At 71.4% G+C, this 21,825-nt stretch carries 19 protein-coding genes and 5 tRNA genes; 16 read left to right on the top strand and 8 right to left on the bottom strand.

Going from position 1 to position 21,825, the window contains the following annotated elements:
* Window positions 1-72: 72 nt before the first annotated feature.
* The 5 genes from ACFYRY_RS19465 (at window position 73) to ACFYRY_RS19445 (ending at window position 586) form a co-directional block, all read left to right on the top strand.
* A tRNA-Gln gene (locus ACFYRY_RS19465) sits at window positions 73-144 on the top strand.
* Between the two features lie 41 nt (window positions 145-185).
* Window positions 186-258: transfer RNA gene (locus ACFYRY_RS19460), tRNA-Glu, on the top strand.
* A gap of 62 nt (window positions 259-320) precedes the next feature.
* Window positions 321-393 (top strand) — tRNA-Glu (locus ACFYRY_RS19455).
* Between the two features lie 20 nt (window positions 394-413).
* A tRNA-Gln gene (locus ACFYRY_RS19450) sits at window positions 414-485 on the top strand.
* 28 nt (window positions 486-513) lie between these two features.
* A tRNA-Glu gene (locus ACFYRY_RS19445) sits at window positions 514-586 on the top strand.
* Window positions 587-775: 189 nt separating this feature from the next.
* Here the strand turns inward: ACFYRY_RS19445 and ndgR are convergent.
* Window positions 776-1,492: an IclR family transcriptional regulator NdgR gene (ndgR, locus tag ACFYRY_RS19440; protein WP_007384919.1), complete on the bottom strand. Its 717-nt coding sequence runs from the start codon at window positions 1,490-1,492 to the stop codon at window positions 776-778.
* Window positions 1,493-1,680: 188 nt separating this feature from the next.
* Between ndgR and leuC the strand changes: the two genes are divergently transcribed.
* The 4 genes from leuC (at window position 1,681) to ACFYRY_RS19420 (ending at window position 5,000) form a co-directional block, all read left to right on the top strand.
* A complete protein-coding gene (gene leuC / locus ACFYRY_RS19435; RefSeq protein ID WP_389146732.1) occupies window positions 1,681-3,111 on the top strand; it encodes a 3-isopropylmalate dehydratase large subunit in 1,431 nt (476 codons plus the stop codon).
* Window positions 3,112-3,116: 5 nt separating this feature from the next.
* A complete protein-coding gene (gene leuD / locus ACFYRY_RS19430; RefSeq protein ID WP_389146729.1) occupies window positions 3,117-3,710 on the top strand; it encodes a 3-isopropylmalate dehydratase small subunit in 594 nt (197 codons plus the stop codon).
* 277 nt (window positions 3,711-3,987) lie between these two features.
* Window positions 3,988-4,218, top strand: coding sequence for a hypothetical protein (locus tag ACFYRY_RS19425; protein ID WP_389146726.1), 231 nt, complete (start codon window positions 3,988-3,990; stop codon window positions 4,216-4,218).
* A gap of 137 nt (window positions 4,219-4,355) precedes the next feature.
* Complete coding sequence (locus ACFYRY_RS19420) at window positions 4,356-5,000, top strand: HU family DNA-binding protein (protein ID WP_356767527.1); 645 nt, start codon at window positions 4,356-4,358, stop codon at window positions 4,998-5,000.
* A 132-nt stretch (window positions 5,001-5,132) separates the two neighbouring features.
* Here ACFYRY_RS19420 and ACFYRY_RS19415 read toward each other — a convergent pair whose 3' ends face one another.
* Both ACFYRY_RS19415 and cofC read right to left on the bottom strand, forming a co-directional pair.
* Window positions 5,133-5,336: a hypothetical protein gene (locus ACFYRY_RS19415; RefSeq protein ID WP_389146723.1), complete on the bottom strand. Its 204-nt coding sequence runs from the start codon at window positions 5,334-5,336 to the stop codon at window positions 5,133-5,135.
* 9 nt (window positions 5,337-5,345) lie between these two features.
* Window positions 5,346-5,984 (bottom strand): 2-phospho-L-lactate guanylyltransferase, encoded by a 639-nt coding sequence (gene cofC, locus ACFYRY_RS19410; RefSeq protein WP_389146720.1) that lies wholly within the window; start codon window positions 5,982-5,984, stop codon window positions 5,346-5,348.
* A 153-nt stretch (window positions 5,985-6,137) separates the two neighbouring features.
* On the opposite strand from cofC, the gene ACFYRY_RS19405 reads away from it, so the two are divergent.
* The 3 genes from ACFYRY_RS19405 to ACFYRY_RS19395 are packed head-to-tail and all read left to right on the top strand — an operon-like array spanning window position 6,138 to window position 9,162.
* Window positions 6,138-6,938 carry a lysophospholipid acyltransferase family protein gene (locus tag ACFYRY_RS19405; RefSeq protein WP_389146717.1) on the top strand — a complete coding sequence of 267 codons (801 nt, stop codon included), beginning with the start codon at window positions 6,138-6,140 and terminating at the stop codon, window positions 6,936-6,938.
* Window positions 6,935-7,945 (top strand): NAD(P)H-dependent glycerol-3-phosphate dehydrogenase, encoded by a 1,011-nt coding sequence (locus tag ACFYRY_RS19400; protein ID WP_389146714.1) that lies wholly within the window; start codon window positions 6,935-6,937, stop codon window positions 7,943-7,945. Before ACFYRY_RS19405 ends, ACFYRY_RS19400 begins: the two co-directional genes overlap by 4 nt.
* A 59-nt stretch (window positions 7,946-8,004) precedes the next feature.
* Window positions 8,005-9,162: a D-alanine--D-alanine ligase family protein gene (locus ACFYRY_RS19395; protein ID WP_389146711.1), complete on the top strand. Its 1,158-nt coding sequence runs from the start codon at window positions 8,005-8,007 to the stop codon at window positions 9,160-9,162.
* A 43-nt stretch (window positions 9,163-9,205) separates the two neighbouring features.
* On the opposite strand, the gene ACFYRY_RS19390 is transcribed toward ACFYRY_RS19395, so the two are convergent.
* Both ACFYRY_RS19390 and ACFYRY_RS19385 read right to left on the bottom strand, forming a co-directional pair.
* Window positions 9,206-9,715, bottom strand: a complete 510-nt coding sequence (locus tag ACFYRY_RS19390; RefSeq protein WP_389146708.1) for a DUF3515 domain-containing protein — start codon at window positions 9,713-9,715, stop codon at window positions 9,206-9,208.
* Between the two features lie 20 nt (window positions 9,716-9,735).
* The gene (locus tag ACFYRY_RS19385; RefSeq protein ID WP_324788849.1) at window positions 9,736-9,969 is read right to left on the bottom strand and encodes an Lrp/AsnC ligand binding domain-containing protein; all 234 of its coding nucleotides are present in this window, start codon (window positions 9,967-9,969) and stop codon (window positions 9,736-9,738) included.
* A gap of 206 nt (window positions 9,970-10,175) precedes the next feature.
* On the opposite strand from ACFYRY_RS19385, the gene ACFYRY_RS19380 reads away from it, so the two are divergent.
* Both ACFYRY_RS19380 and thiD read left to right on the top strand, forming a co-directional pair.
* Window positions 10,176-11,141, top strand: a complete 966-nt coding sequence (locus ACFYRY_RS19380; RefSeq protein WP_389146705.1) for a thiamine-phosphate kinase — start codon at window positions 10,176-10,178, stop codon at window positions 11,139-11,141.
* Window positions 11,138-11,938: a bifunctional hydroxymethylpyrimidine kinase/phosphomethylpyrimidine kinase gene (gene thiD, locus ACFYRY_RS19375; protein WP_389146702.1), complete on the top strand. Its 801-nt coding sequence runs from the start codon at window positions 11,138-11,140 to the stop codon at window positions 11,936-11,938. Before ACFYRY_RS19380 ends, thiD begins: the two co-directional genes overlap by 4 nt.
* Before the next feature lie 116 nt (window positions 11,939-12,054).
* On the opposite strand, the gene rpmB is transcribed toward thiD, so the two are convergent.
* Window positions 12,055-12,240, bottom strand: a complete 186-nt coding sequence (gene rpmB / locus ACFYRY_RS19370; RefSeq protein ID WP_003973430.1) for a 50S ribosomal protein L28 — start codon at window positions 12,238-12,240, stop codon at window positions 12,055-12,057.
* A 257-nt stretch (window positions 12,241-12,497) separates the two neighbouring features.
* Between rpmB and ACFYRY_RS19365 the strand changes: the two genes are divergently transcribed.
* On the top strand, window positions 12,498-14,342 hold the full coding sequence (locus ACFYRY_RS19365) for a DAK2 domain-containing protein (protein WP_389146698.1): 1,845 nt from the start codon (window positions 12,498-12,500) through the stop codon (window positions 14,340-14,342).
* Between the two features lie 172 nt (window positions 14,343-14,514).
* Here ACFYRY_RS19365 and ACFYRY_RS19360 read toward each other — a convergent pair whose 3' ends face one another.
* On the bottom strand, window positions 14,515-17,586 hold the full coding sequence (locus tag ACFYRY_RS19360) for a tetratricopeptide repeat protein (protein ID WP_389146695.1): 3,072 nt from the start codon (window positions 17,584-17,586) through the stop codon (window positions 14,515-14,517).
* A complete protein-coding gene (locus ACFYRY_RS19355) occupies window positions 17,583-19,412 on the bottom strand; it encodes an HSP90 family protein (RefSeq protein ID WP_389146692.1) in 1,830 nt (609 codons plus the stop codon). The genes ACFYRY_RS19360 and ACFYRY_RS19355 overlap by 4 nt, the downstream gene beginning before the upstream one ends.
* Window positions 19,413-19,581: 169 nt before the next feature.
* Here ACFYRY_RS19355 and recG point away from each other — a divergent pair, with 169 nt between their 5' ends.
* Entirely contained in the window at window positions 19,582-21,795 is a 2,214-nt protein-coding gene (recG, locus tag ACFYRY_RS19350) for an ATP-dependent DNA helicase RecG (protein ID WP_389146689.1), read from the top strand.
* The last annotated feature ends 30 nt before the right edge of the window (window positions 21,796-21,825 follow it).

Raw genomic sequence — 21,825 nt, 5'->3', positions numbered from 1 at the left:
GGGGTGCGGGCCGAAAGGTCCGGAGCCGGAGGCGCAAGCTAAACAAGATCCCTACAGGGGATTGCGTTTCAGTGGCCTATGGTGTAATTGGCAGCACGACGGTTTCTGGTTCCGTTAGTCTAGGTTCGAGTCCTGGTAGGCCAGCTCGCAGAGCTCATCTGCACCGCGGAGATCAACTCCGCAAAGCCCCCGTTGTGTAGCGGCCTAGCACGCTGCCCTCTCAAGGCAGTAGCGCCGGTTCGAATCCGGTCGGGGGTACAGATCCTTCCCGCGGGAACAATCCGGGTCGCACCCGTTGTACCTGATGCAGGATCGCTAGGGCCCCCGTTGTGTAGCGGCCTAGCACGCCGCCCTCTCAAGGCGGTAGCGCCGGTTCGAATCCGGTCGGGGGTACGAACTGGTCTGAACCACATTGGTCTATGGTGTAATTGGCAACACTACGGTTTCTGGTACCGTCATTCTAGGTTCGAGTCCTGGTAGACCAGCTCGGGTCTGCGGAAACGCAAGATCCTCGCCCCCGTTGTGTAGCGGCCTAGCACGCCGCCCTCTCAAGGCGGTAGCGCCGGTTCGAATCCGGTCGGGGGTACGCAAGACGAAGGCCCTCCACTTCGGTGGAGGGCCTTCGGCGTTCCCGCCTCAGGTCGCCTGGTGCGCCAACTGGGCGTAGGACAACGACAGTTCGGCCACCACGTGGGGGCGGGTCAGGAAACCGTTCGGGACGAGCTGCCGCGGCGTTGAGGCCGCCCGTTCCCCACGGTTCGGTGCGGTCGGTGGTTCAGCCCGTGCGGCGCAGGGCCTCGGAGAGGCGGGCCGCGGCGTCGATGACGGCCTGGGCGTGCATACGACCCGGGTGGCGGGTCAGGCGCTCGATGGGGCCGGAGACCGAGACGGCGGCCACCACACGGTTGGAGGGGCCGCGCACGGGAGCGGACACGGACGCGACGCCCGGCTCACGCTCGCCGATCGACTGGGCCCAGCCCCGGCGCCGCACGCCCGACAGGGCCGTGGCCGTGAAGCGGGCGCCCTGCAGACCCCGGTGCAGACGCTCCGGCTCCTCCCAGGCCATCAGGATCTGGGCGGAGGAGCCCGCCTTCATCGTGAGCGTCGAGCCGACCGGGACCGTGTCCCGAAGGCCGGACAGACGCTCCGCCGCGGCGACACAGATACGCATGTCGCCCTGGCGCCGGTAGAGCTGCGCGCTCTCGCCCGTGATGTCCCGGAGGTGGGTGAGCACCGGGCCCGCGGTGGCGAGGAGGCGGTCCTCGCCGGCGGCCGCGGCCAGCTCGGCCAGCCGGGGACCGAGAATGAACCGGCCCTGCATGTCGCGCGCCACCATGCGGTGGTGCTCCAGAGCCACGGCCAGCCGGTGGGCCGTGGGTCGTGCCAGCCCGGTCGCCGCGACCAGACCCGCGAGGGTGGCCGGACCGGACTCCAGGGCGCTCAGGACAAGGGCTGCCTTGTCCAGAACGCCGACGCCGCTACTGTTGTCCATGAAACGATACTCGCGTCTCACTCTGTGAAACGCAAGTTCAATTTTCGGTGGAACGCGCCACTCTGGAAGACACAGCGGCCCGTAGAACAAGGGCCCGGTGGCGGATGCCCGGAGACAGGGGCGCGGGCGCCGCTTCCTCAAGATCTCTAGTTGGGCCGGTTCACCACTTGCCGGCCGGAGGGAAAGCGATGGGTAGGACACTCGCGGAGAAGGTCTGGGACGACCACGTCGTCCGGCGCGCCGAGGGCGAGCCCGACCTCCTCTTCATCGATCTGCACCTGCTGCACGAGGTGACCAGCCCGCAGGCCTTCGACGGACTGCGCAAGAGCGGTCGCCAGGTGCGCCGGCTCGACCTGACCATCGCCACCGAGGACCACAACACCCCGACCCTCGACATCGACAAGCCCATCGCGGACCCGGTCTCCCGGATCCAGCTGGAGACGCTGCGCAAGAACGCCGCCGACTTCGGTGTCCGGCTGCATCCGCTCGGTGACGTCGAGCAGGGGGTCGTGCACGTCGTCGGCCCGCAGCTGGGTCTGACCCAGCCCGGCATGACCGTCGTCTGCGGCGACTCGCACACCTCCACGCACGGCGCCTTCGGCTGTCTGGCGTTCGGCATCGGCACCTCCCAGGTCGAGCACGTGCTGGCCACCCAGACGCTGCCGCTGGACCGGCCCAAGACCATGGCCATCACCGTCAACGGCGAACTGCCCGACGGCGTCACCGCCAAGGACCTGATCCTGGCGATCATCGCCCGGATCGGCACCGGCGGCGGCCAGGGCTACGTCCTGGAATACCGCGGCTCCGCCATCGAGAAGCTCTCGATGGAGGCCCGGATGACCATCTGCAACATGTCGATCGAGGCCGGCGCCCGCGCGGGCATGATCGCCCCCGACCAGACCACCTTCGACTACATCGAGGGCCGCCCGCACGCCCCCGAGGGCGAGGACTGGGACGCGGCCGTCGCGTACTGGAAGACGCTGCGGACGGACGAGGACGCCGAGTTCGACGCCGAGGTCGTCATCGAGGCCGCCGAACTGTCGCCGTTCGTCACCTGGGGCACCAACCCCGGTCAGGGCGCGCCGCTTTCGGCCGACGTCCCCGACCCCGCTTCGTACGAAGACGCTTCGGAGCGCGTCGCCGCCGAAAAGGCCCTGGAATACATGGGGTTGGAGGCCGGACAGCCGCTGCGCACCATCAAGGTGGACACCGTCTTCGTAGGTTCGTGCACCAACGGGCGCATCGAGGACCTGCGGGCCGCCGCCGAGATCGTGAAGGACCGCAAAGTCGCCGACGGCGTACGGATGCTGGTCGTCCCCGGCTCCGCGCGGGTCGGTCTGCAGGCCGTCTCCGAGGGTCTGGACGTCGTCTTCAAGGAGGCCGGCGCCGAGTGGCGGCACGCGGGCTGCTCGATGTGTCTGGGCATGAACCCGGACCAGCTGGCCCCGGGTGAGCGCTCGGCGTCCACCTCCAACCGCAACTTCGAGGGCCGGCAGGGCAAGGGCGGACGTACGCACCTGGTGTCGCCGCAGGTCGCGGCGGCCACCGCGGTCCTGGGCCACCTGGCCTCCCCGGCCGACCTGTCCGACGCCGAGCCCCGTACGCCCGCTGGAGTCTGAGAGTCATGGAAGCATTCACCACGCACACCGGCCGGGCCGTCCCGCTGCGCCGCTCCAACGTCGACACCGACCAGATCATCCCTGCTCACTGGCTCAAGAAGGTCACCAGGGATGGATTCGAGGACGGGCTGTTCGAGGCCTGGCGCAAGGACCCGCGGTTCGTCCTCAACCAGCCCGAGCGCAAGGGTGCGACCGTCCTGGTCGCCGGCCCCGACTTCGGCACCGGTTCCTCCCGTGAGCACGCCGTCTGGGCCCTGCAGAACTACGGCTTCAAGGCCGTCGTCTCGTCCCGCTTCGCCGACATCTTCCGCGGCAACTCGCTCAAGAACGGCCTGCTCACGGTGGTTCTGGAGCAGCAGGTCGTGGACGCGCTGCAGGACCTCGCGGAGAAGGACCCCCAGGCCGAGATCACGGTGGACCTGGAGACCCGCGAGGTGCGCGCCGAGGGCATCACCGCCGCCTTCGAACTCGACGAGAACGCCCGTTGGCGGCTGCTGAACGGGCTGGACGACATCTCCATCACGCTCCAGAACGAGCCCGACATCGCCGCGTACGAGGCCAAGCGCCCGTCGTACAAGCCGCGGACGCTCCAGACCTGACCGGAGTGGCCGGCACAACCAACTGAACAGGTCGAGTTTCGGCCACCGCGACACCCCCGCCGTACCCCCGATCAGCCCGATCGGGGGTACGGCCGTGTCTGCACCCGAACGGCCCTGCACGGGGTTGGGCGTTCTGCCAACTTCCCGCGTTAGAAGGGTTGTTGCCGGGGTACGCGCTATGTGGAGCCGCGGCTTCCCCATGTGCCCGGAAGGCCGTTTGAGGCGGCAGTTGCCCCCTGGGCGGGCGACAACTCGCCCCAGATGGCACAATCTGTGCATGGAACACGACGGCCAACTCCAGCTCTATGCGGCAGTCGCGGACCGACTCAAGGAAGCGCACGCAAGGGTGCGCGCACTGCAAGTCCCGGAGGGCGTACGGATGGCGCTGACCCGGAAGCTGCTGGTCATTACGGCCGCGGCCAAGCACGATCTCGCCGATGCGGCAAGGCGTCTGGAGGGGTTCGTGGCAGATCTCGACGCGGGTCGAATCCCCGAAGAGGAATGCTGAACAAGTCCAGAACAGCCGAGTTCGTTGCGGCGCACGGGTGATTAGCCCGTTTCGTGTTTGATTTGCGGTATATATCTGCCTAACGTGCGAAAACGCTTGAACACTTTCGTTCTGGCAATGTCTCCGAAGGGGAAGACGTGAACAAGGCGCAGCTCGTAGAAGCGATTGCCGACAAGGTGGGCGGCCGCCAGCAGGCCGCCGACGCCGTCGACGCGGTCCTGGACGCCATCGTCCGCGCGACCGTCGCGGGTGACCGGGTCTCGGTCACCGGGTTCGGTTCGTTCGAGAAGGTCGACCGTCCGGCCCGTTACGCCCGCAACCCCCAGACGGGCGAGCGGGTTCGGGTCAAGAAGACCTCCGTGCCGCGCTTCCGCGCCGGCCAGGGGTTCAAGGACCTCGTGAGCGGCTCGAAGAAGCTCCCGAAGAACGACGTCGCCGTCAAGAAGGCGCCCAAGGGCAGCCTGACCGGCGGGGCTTCCGCGACGGTCAAGAAGGCCGCGGCCAAGCGCGCCACGACCAAGACGGCCGCCGCGAAGAAGACGACCGCGAAGAAGACGACGGCCAAGAAGACCACGGCCACCGCGAAGAAGACGACGGCCAAGAAGGCGCCCGCCAAGAAGACCACGGCGACCGCCAAGTCCACCGCCGCGAAGAAGACGACCGCGAAGAAGGCGACGGCCAAGAAGGCCCCGGCGAAGAAGGCGACGGCCAAGAAGGCCCCCGCCAAGAAGTCGACGGCTCGCACGACCACCGCCAAGAAGGCCACCGCCCGCAAGAGGTAGGGGCACAGGGGCACTCACGCGCCGGGCCGGACTCCGCAGGGAGCCCGGCCCGCGGCGTGTCCAGGGGCACCCTCACAGGGCTTCGGAGGCTGTGGGGACGGAGGACGGCGTCCGAGGGCGTCGCGACGGTCCTCAGAACGTCTGCAGCGTCACGAGCGTGATCCGGCGGTCCGCGCCCTCGCCCTCCGTCTCGACGCGCACCCGCTGCCCGGGACGCAGCAGCCTCAGCCCGCCCGCGTCGAACGCCGGCCCGTCGAAGGGCACCGGGGTGCCGTCGTCGAGCAGTACCTGTCCGCTGCGGCTTTCGGGATCGTACGTATATGCGGTGGCCTGCATGGCGTCAGCCTACTGCCAGGGGATCAACAGCCGCGCCGCCTGAGTCGCCGTGCGGGGGCCGACTCCCAGGGTCAACGCGGCGCGCAGGTCGGCGCCGGTGTCCACGTCCTGCCGTACGGAATCCACCGCGTCGAGGACGAGTTCCGCCGCGCCCGACGCGCGATGGCGGGCCCGGGAATCCGTGCCGAAGGCGGGCTGCAATTCCGTGCCTTCGCGGGCGGCCAGCAGAGTGGTGCCGATTGCGGCGGCATCCGGGAGAAAGGCGCGGGGGAATTCCGCTGCCGCGTCCAGAACCCGGGCCAATTCCAGAGGGCGCAGTGCCGGCAGATCCGCGTTGAGGGCCGCCACGGCGCTTTCGGGGCGCTTGGCGCGTACGACGGCCGCCGCGTGCGCCAGAGCGGCGTTCAGGCCGCCGCGCGGCTCGTCGGAGACGATGTGGGCGCCCAAAGCGCCCAGCTCGCGGCCCGCCAGCGAGTCGTCCGTGACGACTGCCACATCCTTCACAGCCGGGCAGGCCAGCGCGGCCGCGACGGTGTCCTGGGCGAAGGCCAGGGCCAGCCCTGGACGCAGCCCGTCGGCGGCGGTGTCCGAGAGCCTGCTCTTGGCCCGCGCCAGGGGCTTCACGGGTATGACCAACGTCCACTGCACAAGCGTTCCGCCCTCTCTTGTAGCCGCCATTGTTACTCAGCCGTCACCGGTGCATCTGGCGGCAGCGGAGTCGGGGCGTACGGTGTTCTCGACAGACCGGCGGCCTGGGGCGACACTTGTGCGGCCCCCCAGGCACTAGAGGAAGGTGTCCGCGTGACCCGCCGCAGAATCGGGTTCTGGTACCGCTTCGCAGCGGTCCTCTGCAAACCGCCGCTGGTGGTTCTGATCAAGCGGGACTGGCGCGGAATGGAGCACATTCCAGCTGACGGTGGATTTATCACCGCCGTGAACCATAATTCGCACATCGATCCCTTCGCCTACGCGCACTTTCAGTACAACACGGGCCGCGTTCCGCGATTCCTGGCGAAGAGCGGCCTTTTCCGGAAGGGATTCGTGGGGGCCGCGATGCGCGGCACCGGGCAGATCCCCGTCTACCGCGAGAGCACGGACGCGCTCAGCGCCTTCCGGGCCGCCATCGACGCCGTGGAACGCGGTGAGTGCGTCGCGTTCTACCCCGAGGGCACCCTCACCCGCGACCCGGACGGCTGGCCCATGACCGCCAAGACCGGTGCCGCCCGGGTCGCCCTGCAGACCAAGTGCCCGGTGATTCCGGTGGCCCAGTGGGGCGCCAACGAGGTGCTGCCGCCGTACGCCAGGAAGCCGAATTTCCTGCCGCGCAAGACCCACCACGTGCTCGCCGGGCCCCCGGTGGACCTTCGGCCCTTCTACGACCGGGAGATGACCCCGGAGCTCCTGAAGGCGGCGACCGAGGTCATCATGGCCGCCGTCACCCGCCAGCTGGAGGAGATCCGCGGCGAGAAGGCGCCCGCCACGCCCTACGACCCGCGCCGCGAGCGGATCGAGCAGCGGCGTCGGACCCGGACGCAGACACCGCCACGGACGCAGCCGCCGGCGCAGCGCAAGATCGGACAGGAAGAGGAGCAGGGCACGTGAGCAAGCCGGTCAAGGCGGCCGTCTTCGGCAACGGATCATGGGGCACTGCCTTCGGTATGGTCCTCGCCGACGCGGGCTGCGAGGTGACCTTGTGGGGCCGGCGCGCCGAACTCGCGCAAGCGGTCAACTCCACGCGTACGAACCCCGACTACCTCCCCGGCGTCGAACTCCCCGAGAACCTGCGGGCGACGGCGGACGCCGCCGAGGCCGCGCGTGACGCCGACCTCACCGTGCTCGCCATCCCCTCCCAGACGCTGCGTGCCAACCTCGCCGAGTGGGCACCGCTGCTCGCGCCCGACACGGTCCTCGTGTCGTTGATGAAGGGCGTCGAACTCGGTTCCGCCATGCGGATGAGCGAGGTCGTCGAGGACGTCGCCAAGGTGGGCCCGAGCCGCGTCGCGGTGGTCACCGGGCCCAACCTGGCCCGGGAGATCGCCGCCCGGATGCCGGCCGCCGCCGTGGTCGCGTGCACCGACGAGGGCGTCGCCCAGCGGCTCCAGGCCGCCTGCCACACGCCGTACTTCCGCCCGTACACCAACACCGACGTGGTGGGCTGCGAACTCGGCGGTGCGGTCAAGAACGTCATCGGGCTGGCCGTCGGCATCGCGGACGGCATGGGACTCGGTGACAACGCCAAGGGCTCGCTGATCACGCGGGGACTCGCGGAGACGACCCGGCTGGGTCTGGCGATGGGCGCCGACCCGCTGACGTTCTCCGGGCTCGCCGGCCTCGGCGACCTGGTGGCGACCTGTTCCTCGCCGCTGTCGCGCAACCACACCTTCGGCACCAACCTCGGCAAGGGCATGACCCTCCAGGAGACCATCGCGGTCACCAGGCAGACCGCCGAGGGCGTCAAGTCCTGTGAGTCGGTGCTGGATCTGGCCCGCCGGCACGGAGTCGACATGCCCATCACCGAGACGGTCGTGGGAATCGTCCACGAGGCCAAGCCTCCCGTGGTCGCTCTCAAGGAGCTGATGTCGCGCAGCGCGAAGCCCGAACGACGCTGAGCGAACCCCCGGGGTGGACGCTGTCTCGGGGCCTTACCAACGGGTACCCTCAACGCGATATGAGCACCGAGAACCTCCCCCAGAACCCTGAGCAGTCGCCTCGCAAGCCGCGCGTGGCCGTCGTGTTCGGCGGGCGCAGCTCCGAACACGGGATCTCCATGGTCACGGCCGGAGCCGTCCTCAAGGCCATCGACCGGACGACGTACGACGTCCTGCCGATCGGCATCACCCGGGACGGCCGGTGGGCGCTCACCGCCGACGATCCGGAGCGGATGGCGATCACCGAGCGCCGTACGCCCGATGTCGAGGAACTCGCCGAGTCCGGCGAGGGCGGCGTGGTGCTGCCCGTCGACCCCACGAACCGCGAAGTCGTCTACGGCGAGCCCGGATCGGTGCCCAAGGTGCTCGGCGAGATCGACGTGGTCTTCCCGGTGCTGCACGGCCCGTACGGCGAGGACGGCACCCTCCAGGGCATGTTGGAGCTGTCCGGGGTGCCGTATGTGGGTTCTGGTGTGCTCGCCTCGGCGGTCGGCCAGGACAAGGAGTACATGAAGCGGGTGTTCACCTCCTTCGGGCTGCGGGTGGGCCCGTATGTGGTGATCCGCCCGCGCGAGTGGGAGCGGGACGAGTCCGCCGCCCGCAAGAAGATCATCGACTTCGCCGGGGAACACGGCTGGCCGTTGTTCGTGAAGCCCGCACGGGCGGGCTCGTCGATCGGCATCACCAAGGTCGACGACCTGTCGGGCCTCGACGAGGCGATCGCCGAGGCACAGCGGCACGACCCGAAGATCCTGGTGGAGGCGGCGCTGCGGGGTCGCGAGATCGAGTGCGGGGTGCTGGAGTTCGAGGACGGTCCGCGTGCCTCCGTCCCCGCGGAGATCCCGCCGCCGGACACGCACGCGTACTACGACTTCGAGGCGAAGTACATCGACTCGACGCCCGGCCTCGTTCCCGCGCCGCTGACGCCCGAGGAGACCGCCCGGGTGCAGCGGCTCGCGGTGGACGCCTTCGAGGCGGCCTCCTGCGAGGGCCTCGTCCGCGCGGACTTCTTCCTCACCGAGGACGGCGAGTTCGTGATCAACGAGATCAACACGATGCCCGGCTTCACGCCGATCTCGATGTACCCGAAGATGTGGCAGGCCAGTGGCATCGAATACGGCGAGCTGGTGGACCGCTTGATCCAGGCGGCGCTGCGTCGTTCGACGGGCCTGCGCTGACGCTGTCCGCGGCCGGTGGACCATCCGGGAGCGGCCAGGAGTCCTAGTCGGCGATCCCCTCGGGGATCGCCTTCTTGACTGCCGGGGCCAGATCGATCAGCGCCCCGGAGCTGTCCGTTCCCTTCGGCACCGTCACCTCGACGTACACGCTCCGGTTGGCCGTGGTGAAGCGGCTGCCCCCGCCGTCCTGCTTCTCCATCAGCCAGTCGACTCCGTTCACGCCACCGGCGACCGCGTCCGGGTCGGCTCCCTCCGCCACCTTGGGGTCGATCATCTTCGGAGGCTGCCCGACACCGCAGCGCAGTATGATCGCCGGGCCTCCCCAGCCCGCGGTCAGTGCGGAGGCCGGGTCGGGGTCGTGGCGGCTCTCACCGTCCACTTTCGACGGCAGTACCTTGTCCAGGTCCCGGCACAGCTTCGTGACCTTCGCACTCGGACTCGGAACCGCCGCCGAGGCGGTGTCGTCTGCTGAGGAACAGCCCGCGACCGTGATCAGCACGGCGATCGCGGGCGGCCCGATGACAATGCGGCGCCGGTGACGGAAGAGGTACACCGGTCAAGGGTAGACGGGGGCTACAGATGCACGACCGGACAGGTCAGGGTGCGGGTGATGCCGTCCACCTGCTGGACTTTCGCGACCACCATGCGGCCGAGATCGTCCACGGTGTCGGACTGGGCGCGCACGATGACGTCGTACGGTCCTGTCACGTCCTCGGCCTGGATGACTCCAGGGAGCTTGCTGATCGTCTCTGCGACGGTCGACGCTTTGCCGACCTCCGTCTGGATCAGGATGTACGCCTGTACCACGGAACCTCCAGGGCGGCCACGAGGATCATGTGGGGAAAAGGAACGCCACGGTATCGCGTCGCAGCTCGCCACGGGGAGACCCGCGGGGACCAGGACGCCCGCGCCGGGGCACGGGCACGACAGAAGTTGACGGTCACCTCGACCGTATCGAGGACACTGGTGACGCGCGAGCGGGCACGGACAGGTACAGAAGGGGCGTAAGGGCAATGAAGGGCACTGTTGGTGAGCTTGGGGAGTTCGGGCTCATCAGGGAGCTCACCTCCCGTCTGACCACCACTCCGGCGGTCCGGGTCGGCCCCGGCGACGACGCCGCGGTGGTCGCCGCGCCGGACCGACGGGTGGTGGCCAGCACCGACATCCTCCTGGAGGGGCGGCACTTCCGCCGTGACTGGTCCACCGCCTACGACGTGGGCCGCAAGGCGGCCGCGCAGAACCTCGCGGACATCGCCGCCATGGGCGCCGTACCGACCGCGCTGCTGCTCGGCCTGGTCGTCCCCGGCGAACTCCCGGTGACCTGGGCGAGCGAGCTGATGGACGGCCTGCGCGACGAGTGCCAGGTGGCAGGCGCCTCCGTGGTCGGCGGGGACGTCGTACGCGGTGACACGATCATGGTGTCGATCACCGCGCTCGGCGACCTGCGCAACAACGAGCCCGTCACGCGGGGCGGTGCCCAGCCCGGTGACCTCGTCGCGGTGACCGGATGGCTGGGCTGGTCCGCCGCCGGATACGCGGTGCTGTCCCGGGGGTTCCGTTCGCCGCGGGCCTTCGTGGAGGCGCACCGGCGGCCCGAGCCGCCGTACCACGCCGGTCCGGCCGCCGCCGGGCTCGGGGCGACCGCCATGTGCGACGTGAGCGACGGGCTGATCGCGGACCTCGGGCACATCGCCGAGGCCAGCAAGGTCCGTATCGACATCCGCTCCGGCGCGATCGACATCCCGTCCCAGATGCACGACATCGGGCAGGCCGTCGGCGTCGACGCCATGCAGTGGGTGCTGACCGGGGGAGAGGACCACGCGATCGTGGCGACCTTCCCACCGGACGTGAAGCTGCCGGCCCGCTGGAAGGTGATCGGCGAGGTGCTCAACCCGTCGGCGCTGCCCCAGGTGACGGTCGACGGGGCGCCGTGGACCAATAAGGGCGGCTGGGACCACTTCGGGGACATCGAGTCATGAGCGCGCCGCCGAGGGTGCTGACGGTCGCGGGTTCCGACTCCGGGGGTGGAGCCGGGATCCAGGCCGACCTGAAGACCATGCTCGCGCTCGGCGTGCACGGCATGAGTGTCGTCACCGCGGTCACCGCGCAGAACTCCCTCGGTGTGCAGGGGGCTTGGGAGCTGCCGGTGGAGGCGGTGCGGGCGCAGTACCGCAGCGTCGTGGACGACATCGGCGTCCAGGCGGTGAAGACGGGCATGCTCGCCTCCGCCGAACTCGTGGCGGCGGTGGCCGAGTTGATCGCGGGCACGGACGCGCCTGTCGTCGTCGACCCGGTCGGGGTCTCCAAGCACGGGGACCCGTTGCTGGCCGCGTCCGCGCTGGATTCCGTACGGACGAAGCTGCTGCCGGTGGCCACCGTGGCGACGCCGAACCTGGACGAGGTGACCCAACTCACGGGCGTGCGGGTCGAGTCGGAGGGCGGGATGCGGGAGGCCGCCGCGGCGCTGCTGGGGTACGGGCCCCGGTGGGCGCTCATCAAGGGCGGTCATCTGACCGGTGACGCCGTGGACCTGCTCACCGACGGCTCCGAGGAACACTGGCTGCGCGCCCCGCGCCACGACAACCGGCACACGCACGGCACCGGCTGCACCCTCGCGTCGGCGATCGCGTCACAGCTGGCGAAGGGGCGGAGCGTGCCGGAGGCGGTGGCGGCGGCCAAGGAGTACGTCACCGGGGCGATCGCGGCCGGGTACGCGCTCGGCGGGGGGATCGGGCCGGTGGACCACGGATGGACCTTCCGGTCTCCGGAAGGGTGAGCAATGCTAAAAGCCGGTCCACACCAGGTGGACCGGCTCAGAGCAGCGAACCAGCTGTGGCCGCGCGCGATGGGGTCCCCCCGCCTCGACCGAAGTCGAGAGGTGGGGGATGTACGTCAGCGCGAGACCTTGCCGGCCTTGATGCACGAGGTGCAAGCGTTCACGCGCTTCGGCGTCCCGCTCACCACGGTACGCACACGCTGGATGTTCGGGTTCCAGCGGCGGGACGTACGGCGGTGCGAGTGCGAGATGTTGTTGCCGAAGCCCGGCCCCTTGCCGCAGACGTCGCAGTTGGCAGCCACGGGTCACTCCAAAGACTTCAGATGCACTTACGGTGGATCCCGGCATGCCGGGATCGAGATCAAAGGATCAGAGATCTGAGTGGCGGTGCCAGGGAGGTGGCCCGATGTGATCGGGCAACCGGAGCAGCATACAACGACTGCGCCAGTGGAACGAAACTACCATGGCTGCTCAGGGCTCGGCTCCAGGCCCTCTTCCGGTGGACAGCACCCCGAGGTCTACGCTGCGTCCCACGTCCGGCAGCTCAAAGGAGGCGTAGGTGGCGCAGGAGCCGCAGACATTCTTCGATGCTCTCGCGGTGCGCACCTGGTGCTCTCTCGCGCTGGCCGCGCTCGGACGGGCGCGCGAGGAGATCGACGCGATCAACGTCTATCCCGTGGCGGACGGGGACACCGGCACGAACCTGTATCTGACGGTGGAGTCCGCCGTCGGGGCCGTGGAGGCGGTGTTCGCGGGACACGAGGCCGGTCCGCCGGCCGCCGGAGGGCCGACGCTCGCCGATGCCGTCGGGGCGATGGCGCACGGGGCGCTGATCGGCGCGCGGGGCAACTCGGGGACGATCCTCGCGCAGCTGCTGCGCGGCATGGCGCAGGTGCTCGCCGCCGACGGTGAGACCGCTCACACCGATGGACGGGGCCTTGGGCTCGCCCTGCGCCACGCGGCCGACTCCGCCCGACAGGCCGTGGCCCGCCCCGTCGAGGGAACGGTCCTCACGGTCGCCTCGGCCGCCGCCGACGCCGCGGCCGCGGCAGAGAGTGAGGGCGACTGCGCGACGGTGGCCCGGGTGGCCTACGAGGGAGCGCGCACCGCCCTCGCCGCGACCCCGGGGCAGCTGGCCGTCCTGGAGCGCGCCGGAGTGGTCGACGCGGGCGGACGGGGCCTGGTCGCGGTCCTCGGGGCCCTGGTGGAGACGTTCACGGGGCAGACGCCGGGCGGGGCTACGGGGCCGGCATCCGCTTCCGTGCCGCACGCCCGCGTGGGACACGGAGGCCCGGCGGCATCCGCGGACGCCGTGCCCGGGGCCGACGCGGTTCACGCACGCGTGGGACGCGGCGTGGAGCACGCCGAGCGGGCGCAGCCGGGCGATCGGGTCTCTGCCGCCCGCGGGCCCGCGGGTCCGTCGCCGTCTCCCGGCGACGAGGGAGAGTGCGGGGACGGGCCGCAGGCCCCCGGGCAGGGCGGCCCGGCCTTCGAGGTGACCTACCTCCTGGAGGCGCGGGACGAGGCGGTGGCGCGGCTGCGGAACCGACTGGACACGCTCGGGGACTCGCTCGTCGTGGTCGGCGGTGACGGGCTGTGGAACGTGCATGTGCACGTGGACGACGCGGGCGCCGCCGTGGAGGCGGGCGTCGAGGCCGGGCGGCCGTACCGGATCCGGATCACCCACTTCGGGCTCGGTGACGTGCACACCACGGGTGCCGAGCGGCCGCTCGGGGAGCGGGCCCAGCGCGCGGTCGTGGCGGTCGTGCCCGGCGAGGGTCTGGCCGGGCTGTATGCCGAGGCGGGCGCGACCACCGTCCTCGCGCGTCCCGGGGAGCCGCCGGCGAGCGGGGAGCTGGTGGACGCCGTACGGCGGGCCCACGCGCACGAGGTGGTGTTGCTTCCCAACGACGCGGATCTGCGGCACACCGCCGCGGCGGCGGCCGAGCAGGCCCGCACCGAGGGCGTCCGGGTGGCCCTGATCCCGACCCGATCCGCGGTCCAGGGCATCGCCGCGCTCGCCGTGCACGAGCCGGAGCGCCGCTTCGACGAGGACGTCGTGACGATGACCTCGGCGGCGGGAGCCACGCGGTACGCCGAGGTCGTCGTCGCGGAGCGGCAGTCCTGGACCATGGCCGGCATCTGCCAGGCCGGTGACATCCTCGGGCTCATCGACGGCGACGTCGCCGTGATCGGCGCGGACATCGGGGCGACCGCGGAGACGGTCCTCGACCGGATGCTCTCGGCCGGCGGCGAACTGGTCACCCTCGTCCTGGGCGACGAGGCCCCCGCCTCGGTCGCCGACCACCTCGAAACCCGCGTACGGGAGTCGTACCTCGCCGTCGACACGGTCGTGTACCGGGGCGGGCGACAGGGGGCTCTGCTGCTCATCGGGGTCGAGTAGCAGACGCCAGGGGGCGGTCGCCGGTGGCTGTGGCTGGTCGCCTGCCGCGAGCCGTCGGTCGCAGCCGCCGGCAAGCAGCGGAAGGCAGACGGTAGCGGGCAACCAGGCAGACGACAGCGAGCAGCCAGCCACGGCAGCCCGTCGGCCGCGCCCCCCACCGGCCCCTCGTCGCCTAGCCCGTCGTCTGTTCCTCCACCACGTCGAGCAGTTGCCGTGCCTCGGACCGGCGTGCCCGGACGGTGTCGTCCTCGGCCGCGGTGTCGGCGTACGCCGACAGCACCGCACGCGCGCGGGCCGCCGCGTCCGAGGGGCGGCCCAGGTCGGCCTCCAGCCAGCCCGCGGCGAGTTCGGCGGCGGTCCGGTCGGACAGGGCGTCGGCCCCGAGCGCGGCGAAGACGACGATCGCCTCCGCCACTTGGGACAGGGCCTCCTCCAACACCGCCCGGATCGAGTCGTCCTCGGCGTCCTCGGCCACCGAACGGGCCAGCAGGTCGCCGAACTGTCGGTGCGTGTGGCCGAGTTCACCCAGCAGCCGCTGCCGGGCCTCCTCGTCGTCCGCCGTCGCGCCCAGTGCCGTCTCGCACTCGCGGACCGAGACCGCCATCAACTCCCGCGCCGCCCCGGCCCCGTCCTCGGTGCGCAGCGCGAGCCAGGCACGGGCCCGCAGCGAGCGGACGAGGCCGTGGACGTTGCCGAGCGTGCGCCACAGCTCGCCGGCGCGCGCGTAGGCCAGGTCCGCCTCGGCGGGCAGCCCGGCGTGACCGAGGGACTCGGCGGCGAGGTGGGCGAGCGTCGCGTGGTCGTGCTGCTCCGGCCAGTGCCGGGCGATCTCGGCCGCCTGCAAGCGGCGTTCGGCGGCCTCGCGGTGTTCGCCGAGCTCGCTCAGACAGTCGCCGAGCCACCACTGCGTCTGCACGATCGCGCCGTCGCCGTGCGTCTCCGCGCCGAGGTCCGTCAGCGCGGACTCCAGCACCTCCGCGGCCTCCGCCCACCGCCCCTGCCGCAGCAGGAACCCGCCGAGCTGGTGCCGGGCCCAGGATCCCAACGTGGGCCCCTCGCCGGCCTCGTCGGCCCAGTGCGCCGCCTCCAGGGCGTGCTCGGCGGCCTCCTCGGACAGGCCGCGCCCGCCGACGACCTCGGCCAGCTGGAGGTGCAGCCGCGCCCGTCCCGTCGGCTCCAGGTGCGGTCCACCGTGCTCCAGGGCGCAGCGCAGCGCCCGCTCCGTCCCGGCAAGATCGCCGACGTGGTGCGCGAGCGCGGCGAGCCTGGCCTCGTACTCCACGGCGAACCACGGCAGCCCCGCGCCGACGAAGCCCTCCGCGGCCCGCGCGAACAGCTCCTGGGCCGCTGCCACGTCGCCGGTCTGCGCGGCCAGCTCCGCGAGCATCGCCCGTGCCTCGGCGGCCCGCGCGGCGAGCCGGACGTCGTCACCGGTGCGCCCCTCGACCAGGGCCAGCACCTCCCGGGCGGCTCCTTCCGCCTCGGCCAGCACCGAACCGGACGAGGAGTCACCGGACGTACCCACGCCGCCCCCGGCCCGGTCGGCTTCGGCGGGCCCCGCCGGGAGACCGGCGGTCGAGTCCGCGGCAGCCGACGGGCCGCCGGTGCCCGCGTCGGCCACCACCGCTTCCTCCAGCGGCTCGTCCGCCTCGTGCACCCGCCGCATCAGGATCCGCGCCCGCCCCATCAGCACCGACGCCGTCTGCCGTACGCCGGTACCGTCCTCGGCGTAGAGCGCGAGGACCTCGTCGTAGGGACCGGCCACCGCCGCGAGCGCCTCGGTCACCTCGCCGCTGAGGGCGCGCACGTAGGCCGCGCGGGCGCGGGCCGCCAGCGCCTCGCCCGGGTCGCCCGCCTGCCCGTACAGCTCGGCGGCACGTTCGAACAGGGCTATGCCGTCCGGGCCCAGATCCATCGCCTGGTGGTCGGCGAGCTCGGCCCGGTCGCGGGCCTCCAGCTCGACGCCCTCCGCGGCGCGCGCGACGGCCGCCCACGCCTCGATCGCGTGCGGCTGCAAGGTGTCCGAGAGCCGCCGGGCCTCGACCAGCAGCGCGGGCAGCTCGGACTGGCCGGGCAGGCCGGGCTCCTCCAGAGCGTTGGCCACCGGCGGCGGAGGTACCGCGGCCGTCCGCACCGAACGCACCCCCAGCGGTAGCCGCTCGACCAGCGGCCGCTGCGCCATCCGCGCGCGTGCCCGCTCACTGACGTGCCGGGTGCCGTTGCGGTCGTCGAAGCGGGCGGCCAGCGCGAGCGCCTCCCCGCGCGCGTGGGCCGCGAGGTCCCGCGCGGTCCACTCCCGGCCGGCCGGTCCCGGTACCGGCTGATCGCCGAGCCCCAGCTCGGTCAGCCGGTCCATGAGCAGGGCGACCACGGCCATGAACTCCAGGCCGCTGCGCGGATGCCCGCCGTCGGTGAAGTACGTCGGCCGCTGGGCGAGCAGTTCCAGGCCACGCGCCTCGTTCCCGGTGAGCGCGCAGAACTCGACGTGGTCCGCGTAGGCGCCGCGCATGCTCTCCATGGGCCGCACGAGCCGGAAGCCCCGCAGATGGTGGGCCCGGGCCTCATCGACGCGGCCCAGCCGCAGCAGGGGCGCCAGGGAGGACGCGAGGACCGTGTGCGGCTCGTGCGCGCAGGTGAACTCGCCCGCCAGGACCGGGCCCCACAACTCCAGCGCCTCGTCGTCCCGGCCCTGCTGCGCCTGCCACCAGCCCTGCCCGTGCAGCTCGCACGCGTGGCAGTCGGCCATGCCGTCCCGGTCGGCGGCCAGCCAGGCGGTGTACGCCCGCTCGGCCCGCGGCACGTCCCCGAGGTGCGCGGCCACACTGAACTCGGCGCTGCGCACGGCCCGTTCGGAGTGCCCGGCGAGCCGGTAGCGGTGCTCCATCTCGCCGAGCCACTTCTCGATGGACGCCAGCGGAATGTGCGGCTGGTCGAGCATGCCGGCCGACATCCACTTGAAGACCCAGTGCAGCGAGTGCGTCTCGTACTCGTCGAAGTCCTCGGGCCGCTCGTCCCACATGCGCAACAGGCGCGCGAAGGGGACGAACATCTTGTCCTTCTCGGAGCTGTAGTTGTAGACCTTCAGCTGGTGCCCGAGCGCCTCGATCACCGCGAGCGGGATGTTCAGCCGCTCCGCCTCGGCGAGCAACTGCTCCGCGCGCGCGTTGCGGGCCGGACCCTCCGGCTGCTCGGAGTTCTCCGCCATCGCCTGACGGAGGTCGTCGAAGTCCGTGATCCGGCTCATGGCTGACCGTCCTCGCTGTGCGTGGCCCACTCCAGGAGGCCGATGAACGCCCGGTTCAGCAGGGCCGAGTCCGCGGGCCTGAGCGGGCGCTGCGCCATCAGCAGCGCCTGCCCGTACAGAGACTCCGTGGCGGTGCCGATCAGTTCCGGGTCGCCTAGTGAACTGATCCGCCGGATCAGCGGGTTGAGATGGTTGAGCACCAGACGCGCGCGCGGCGCGCTGCCGCGCAACGAGCCGAGGATGCCCGCCCACAGGTCGTCGGCCTGCTCCGCCGCCTCCGCTCGCGCCTGCTCGTGCCGGGCCGCCCGGTCGTCCAGGTGCAGCGCGGGAACCGAGAGCGGGCGGAAGGACCGCAGGACGACATCGCAGCCCAGCGGGTCGAGCTTGGCCCGCGCGACCGCCAGGAAGCCGGACAGCGCCAGTTCCTCGGCCGCGTCGACCGCGTCCAGGTGCGCGGTCACGGTGTCGGCGTCCAGCTCCGCGACCACCGTCCCCGGCCGCACCGACGGCAGTGCCTCGATCAGCTCGCTGTCGTACGTGTAGCCACCGTTGATCACCCCGACGCCCTGCGCGGACGCGATCGGCGCGACCTGCCGGAACTCCTCGACGGTCCGGGTGAAGTGCACGACCGGGTGCCGCCGAGCGAACTCCTCCAGGGACAGCTGCCCGTCGGTCGTCTCGAACGGCAGCCACGGCAGCATCGTGCGCAGCATCTCGCTGTCGTGCCGCGCCAGCGACTTCACGCCCAGGTGGTGCACGGCCAGGAAGTCCGCCAGCCGCTGCGGATCGCCGGCCGCCAGCCCCGTCAGCCAGGACCGGATCCGCTCGCCCAGCGCCTCCCGTACCGCGGCCAGCGTCTCGTCCTCGTACAGCGACTCCCGCGAGGCCGTGGGCCGCAGGCTGTCGGTGTCCAGGACACAGCGCACGAAGAACGCCCAGTCGGGCAGCAGCTGTTCGCCCCGCTCGGTCAGCAGCATGCCCTTCAGGTGCACACGGTGACCCGCCCGCTGGGCCGGGCTGACCGCCGACGGCAGGACGTACGCCACCCCGCGGATCCCGGCGAGCGGCACCGCCAGGTCGATCGCGTCCAGCGGAGCGAACCCGAACACCTCGTGACAGTGCCGCGCCAGCGCCACCCGGCGGCCCGCGGGACTCGGGTACGGCCGGTCCCACGGCGCGGGCAGCTCGGTGACCGCCTCCTCGCCCACCCGCACGTCGTAGGGCAGCAGCGACCCGAAGTCCCGGGCCAGCGCCAGGACGCGTTCCTCGGTCAGCCACTCGCCGACGCCGGCCCGTGCCGTCAGGTGCACGGTGGTGCCCGGTTCGGGCCGGGCGGTGTCCGGCAGCGTCCGCACGGTGTACGAGCCGTCGTCGCTCGCCGTCCACTCCACGGGCGGCGCACTCGGGGTACGGGCGCTGCGGCTGACCACCCGGATCCGCTCGGCGACCACGAAGCAGGCGAGCAGTCCGATGCCGAACTGCCCGAGGAAGTCGGCGCGGACCTCCTGGAGCCCCTCGGCCCGTTTGGAGCTGCGCCCGATGGTCGCCAGCAGGGTGTGCACGTCCGACTCGCTGAGTCCCACGCCGGTGTCCTCGACCCGCAGGGACCCGTCCTCGGCGTGGATCCGTACCCGGGCGGGGGCGTCCGGTTCCTCGGCCCGCCGCGCGGTGATCGCGTCCACCGCGTTCTGCAGCAGCTCGCGCAGATAGACCTTGGGACTGGAGTAGAGGTGATGGGAGAGGAGGTCCACCAGGCCGCGCAGGTCGACCTGGAACGTGTGAGGCGACTGGGGTGCCTGGGATGACTGTGAAGTCTGGGAGTCCATCGTCACAGCGCCGGTGGGGGAGTTCTCGACGGCGCGGGGTCGGGCGGTCCCGTGTGGGGTGGTGACCGCGGGGAGGGATGGCCGGAGCGCGTCATCCTAGGGCCCGAACGAGCGTCCTGACCAGGGGTTTCGCGGTACGTATACGGCAATGTCAGTGGTGTGGTGTGCAATGGATCTCGTGCCCGCACTGGAAGAACCGCTCAAAAGGGTGCTCGGCCCCGCCACCGCGAAGGTGATGGCCGAGCACCTCGGCCTGCACACGGTCGGTGACCTCCTGCACCACTACCCGCGCAGATACGAGGAGCGCGGCCAGCTCACCCACCTCGCCGACCTCCCCATGGACGAGCACGTCACGGTGGTCGCCCAGGTCGCCGACGCCCGTCTGCACACCTTCGCCTCGGCCAAGGCCCCGCGGGGCAAGGGTCAGCGTCTCGAAGTCACGATCACGGACGGCAGCGGCCGGCTCCAACTGGTCTTCTTCGGCAACGGCGTTCACAAGCCCCACAAGGAGCTGCTGCCGGGCACCCGCGCGCTGTTCGCGGGCAAGGTCTCCGTCTTCAACCGCCGCCTCCAACTGGCGCATCCGGCATACGAGTTGCTGCGCGGTGCCGACGGTGAAGCGGCGGAGGCCGTCGACAGCTGGGCCGGCGCCCTCATCCCGCTCTACCCCGCCACCGCCAAGCTGGAGTCCTGGAAGATCGGCAAGGCGATCCAGACCGTCCTGCCGAGCGCCCAGGAAGCCCTCGACCCGCTCCCCGGCTCCCTGCGCGAGGGCCGCGGCCTGGTCTCCCTGCCGGAGGCCCTCCTCAAGATCCACCGCCCGCACACCAAGGCCGACATCGAGGACGCCCGGGCCCGCCTCAAGTGGGACGAGGCCTTCGTGCTCCAGGTCGCCCTCGCCCGCCGCCGCCACGCCGACGCCCAACTCCCGGCCGTGCCCCGCAAGCCGGCGCCCGACGGTCTCCTCACGGCCTTCGACGCCCGGCTGCCCTTCACCCTCACCGAGGGCCAGCGGAAGGTCTCCAAGGAGATCTTCGACGACCTGGCCACCGACCACCCGATGCACCGCCTCCTGCAAGGAGAGGTCGGTTCTGGCAAGACCCTGGTGGCGCTGCGCGCCATGCTCGCCGTCGTCGACACCGGAGGGCAGGCCGTCATGCTCGCGCCCACCGAGGTCCTCGCCCAGCAGCACCACCGCTCGGTCGTCGAGATGATGGGGGAACTGGCCGAGGGCGGCATGCTGGGCGGCGCCGACCAGGCCACCAAGGTGGTGCTGCTGACCGGCTCCATGGGGGCGGCGGCCCGACGGCAGGCACTGCTCGACCTCGTCACCGGCGAGGCCGGGATCGTGATCGGCACCCACGCGCTGATCGAGGACAAGGTGCAGTTCCACGACCTCGGGCTGGTCGTCGTCGACGAACAGCACCGCTTCGGCGTGGAACAGCGCGACGCCCTGCGCGGCAAGGGCAAACAGCCGCCCCACCTGCTCGTCATGACGGCCACGCCCATTCCGCGCACGGTCGCCATGACGGTCTTCGGCGACCTCGAGACCTCCGTCCTCGACCAGCTCCCGGCCGGCCGCTCCCCGATCGCCAGCCATGTCGTGCCGGCCGCCGACAAACCCCACTTCCTGGCCCGGGCCTGGGAGCGGGTGCGCGAGGAGGTCGACAACGGCCATCAGGGCTACGTCGTCTGCCCCCGCATCGGCGACGAGGAGGACGACCCCAGGAAGGCCCGCAAGAAGTCCCCCGAGGACGAGGCCGAGAAGCGCCCGCCGCTCGCCGTCCTCGAGATCGCCGACCAGCTGGCCACCGGCCCTCTCCAGGGCCTCAAGGTCGAGGTGCTGCACGGTCGCATGCCTCCCGACGACAAGGACGCGGTCATGCGCCGCTTCGCCGCCGGGGAGACCGACGTGCTGGTCGCCACCACCGTCATCGAGGTCGGCGTCAACGTCCCCAATGCCACCGCCATGGTGATCATGGACGCCGACCGCTTCGGCGTCTCCCAGCTGCACCAGCTGCGCGGCCGGGTGGGGCGAGGCTCGGCCGCCGGTCTGTGTCTGCTGGTGACCGAGATGCCCGAGGCGAGCCCGGCCCGCCAGCGGCTGAACGCCGTCGCCGCCACGCTCGACGGCTTCGAGCTCTCCCGCATCGACCTCGAACAGCGCCGGGAGGGCGACGTCCTCGGCCAGGCCCAGTCCGGCGCGCGCACCAGTCTCAGGATGCTCGCGGTCATCGAGGACGAGGAGATCATCACGGAGGCCAGGGAGGAGGCGGCGGCGCTGGTGGCGGCCGATCCCGAACTCCTGGCCCTCCCGGGCCTCCGTACGGCCCTGGACGCCCTGTTGGACGAGGAAAGAGAGCAGTACCTGGAAAAGGGGTGAAGCATGCCCCCAGGGGCGCGGGGAACCGCG

The sequence above is a fragment of the Streptomyces sp. NPDC005263 genome (assembly GCF_042872365.1).
Lineage (GTDB): Bacteria > Actinomycetota > Actinomycetes > Streptomycetales > Streptomycetaceae > Streptomyces.
This window is presented reverse-complemented; position numbering and strand designations above follow the sequence as displayed.

Excerpts from the sequence above, each read along its gene's own strand:
- leuD (WP_389146729.1), top strand. The coding sequence starts at position 3,117 with ATGGAAGCATTCACCACGCACACCGGCCGGGCCGTCCCGCTGCGCCGC.
- ACFYRY_RS19355 (WP_389146692.1), bottom strand. The coding sequence starts at position 19,412 with ATGGACTCCCAGACTTCACAGTCATCCCAGGCACCCCAGTCGCCTCAC.
- ndgR (WP_007384919.1), bottom strand. The coding sequence starts at position 1,492 with ATGGACAACAGTAGCGGCGTCGGCGTTCTGGACAAGGCAGCCCTTGTC.
- thiD (WP_389146702.1), top strand. The coding sequence starts at position 11,138 with ATGAGCGCGCCGCCGAGGGTGCTGACGGTCGCGGGTTCCGACTCCGGG.
- ACFYRY_RS19415 (WP_389146723.1), bottom strand. The coding sequence starts at position 5,336 with ATGCAGGCCACCGCATATACGTACGATCCCGAAAGCCGCAGCGGACAG.
- ACFYRY_RS19380 (WP_389146705.1), top strand. The coding sequence starts at position 10,176 with ATGAAGGGCACTGTTGGTGAGCTTGGGGAGTTCGGGCTCATCAGGGAG.
- recG (WP_389146689.1), top strand. The coding sequence starts at position 19,582 with ATGGATCTCGTGCCCGCACTGGAAGAACCGCTCAAAAGGGTGCTCGGC.
- ACFYRY_RS19395 (WP_389146711.1), top strand. The coding sequence starts at position 8,005 with ATGAGCACCGAGAACCTCCCCCAGAACCCTGAGCAGTCGCCTCGCAAG.
- leuC (WP_389146732.1), top strand. The coding sequence starts at position 1,681 with ATGGGTAGGACACTCGCGGAGAAGGTCTGGGACGACCACGTCGTCCGG.
- ACFYRY_RS19360 (WP_389146695.1), bottom strand. The coding sequence starts at position 17,586 with ATGAGCCGGATCACGGACTTCGACGACCTCCGTCAGGCGATGGCGGAG.
- ACFYRY_RS19425 (WP_389146726.1), top strand. The coding sequence starts at position 3,988 with ATGGAACACGACGGCCAACTCCAGCTCTATGCGGCAGTCGCGGACCGA.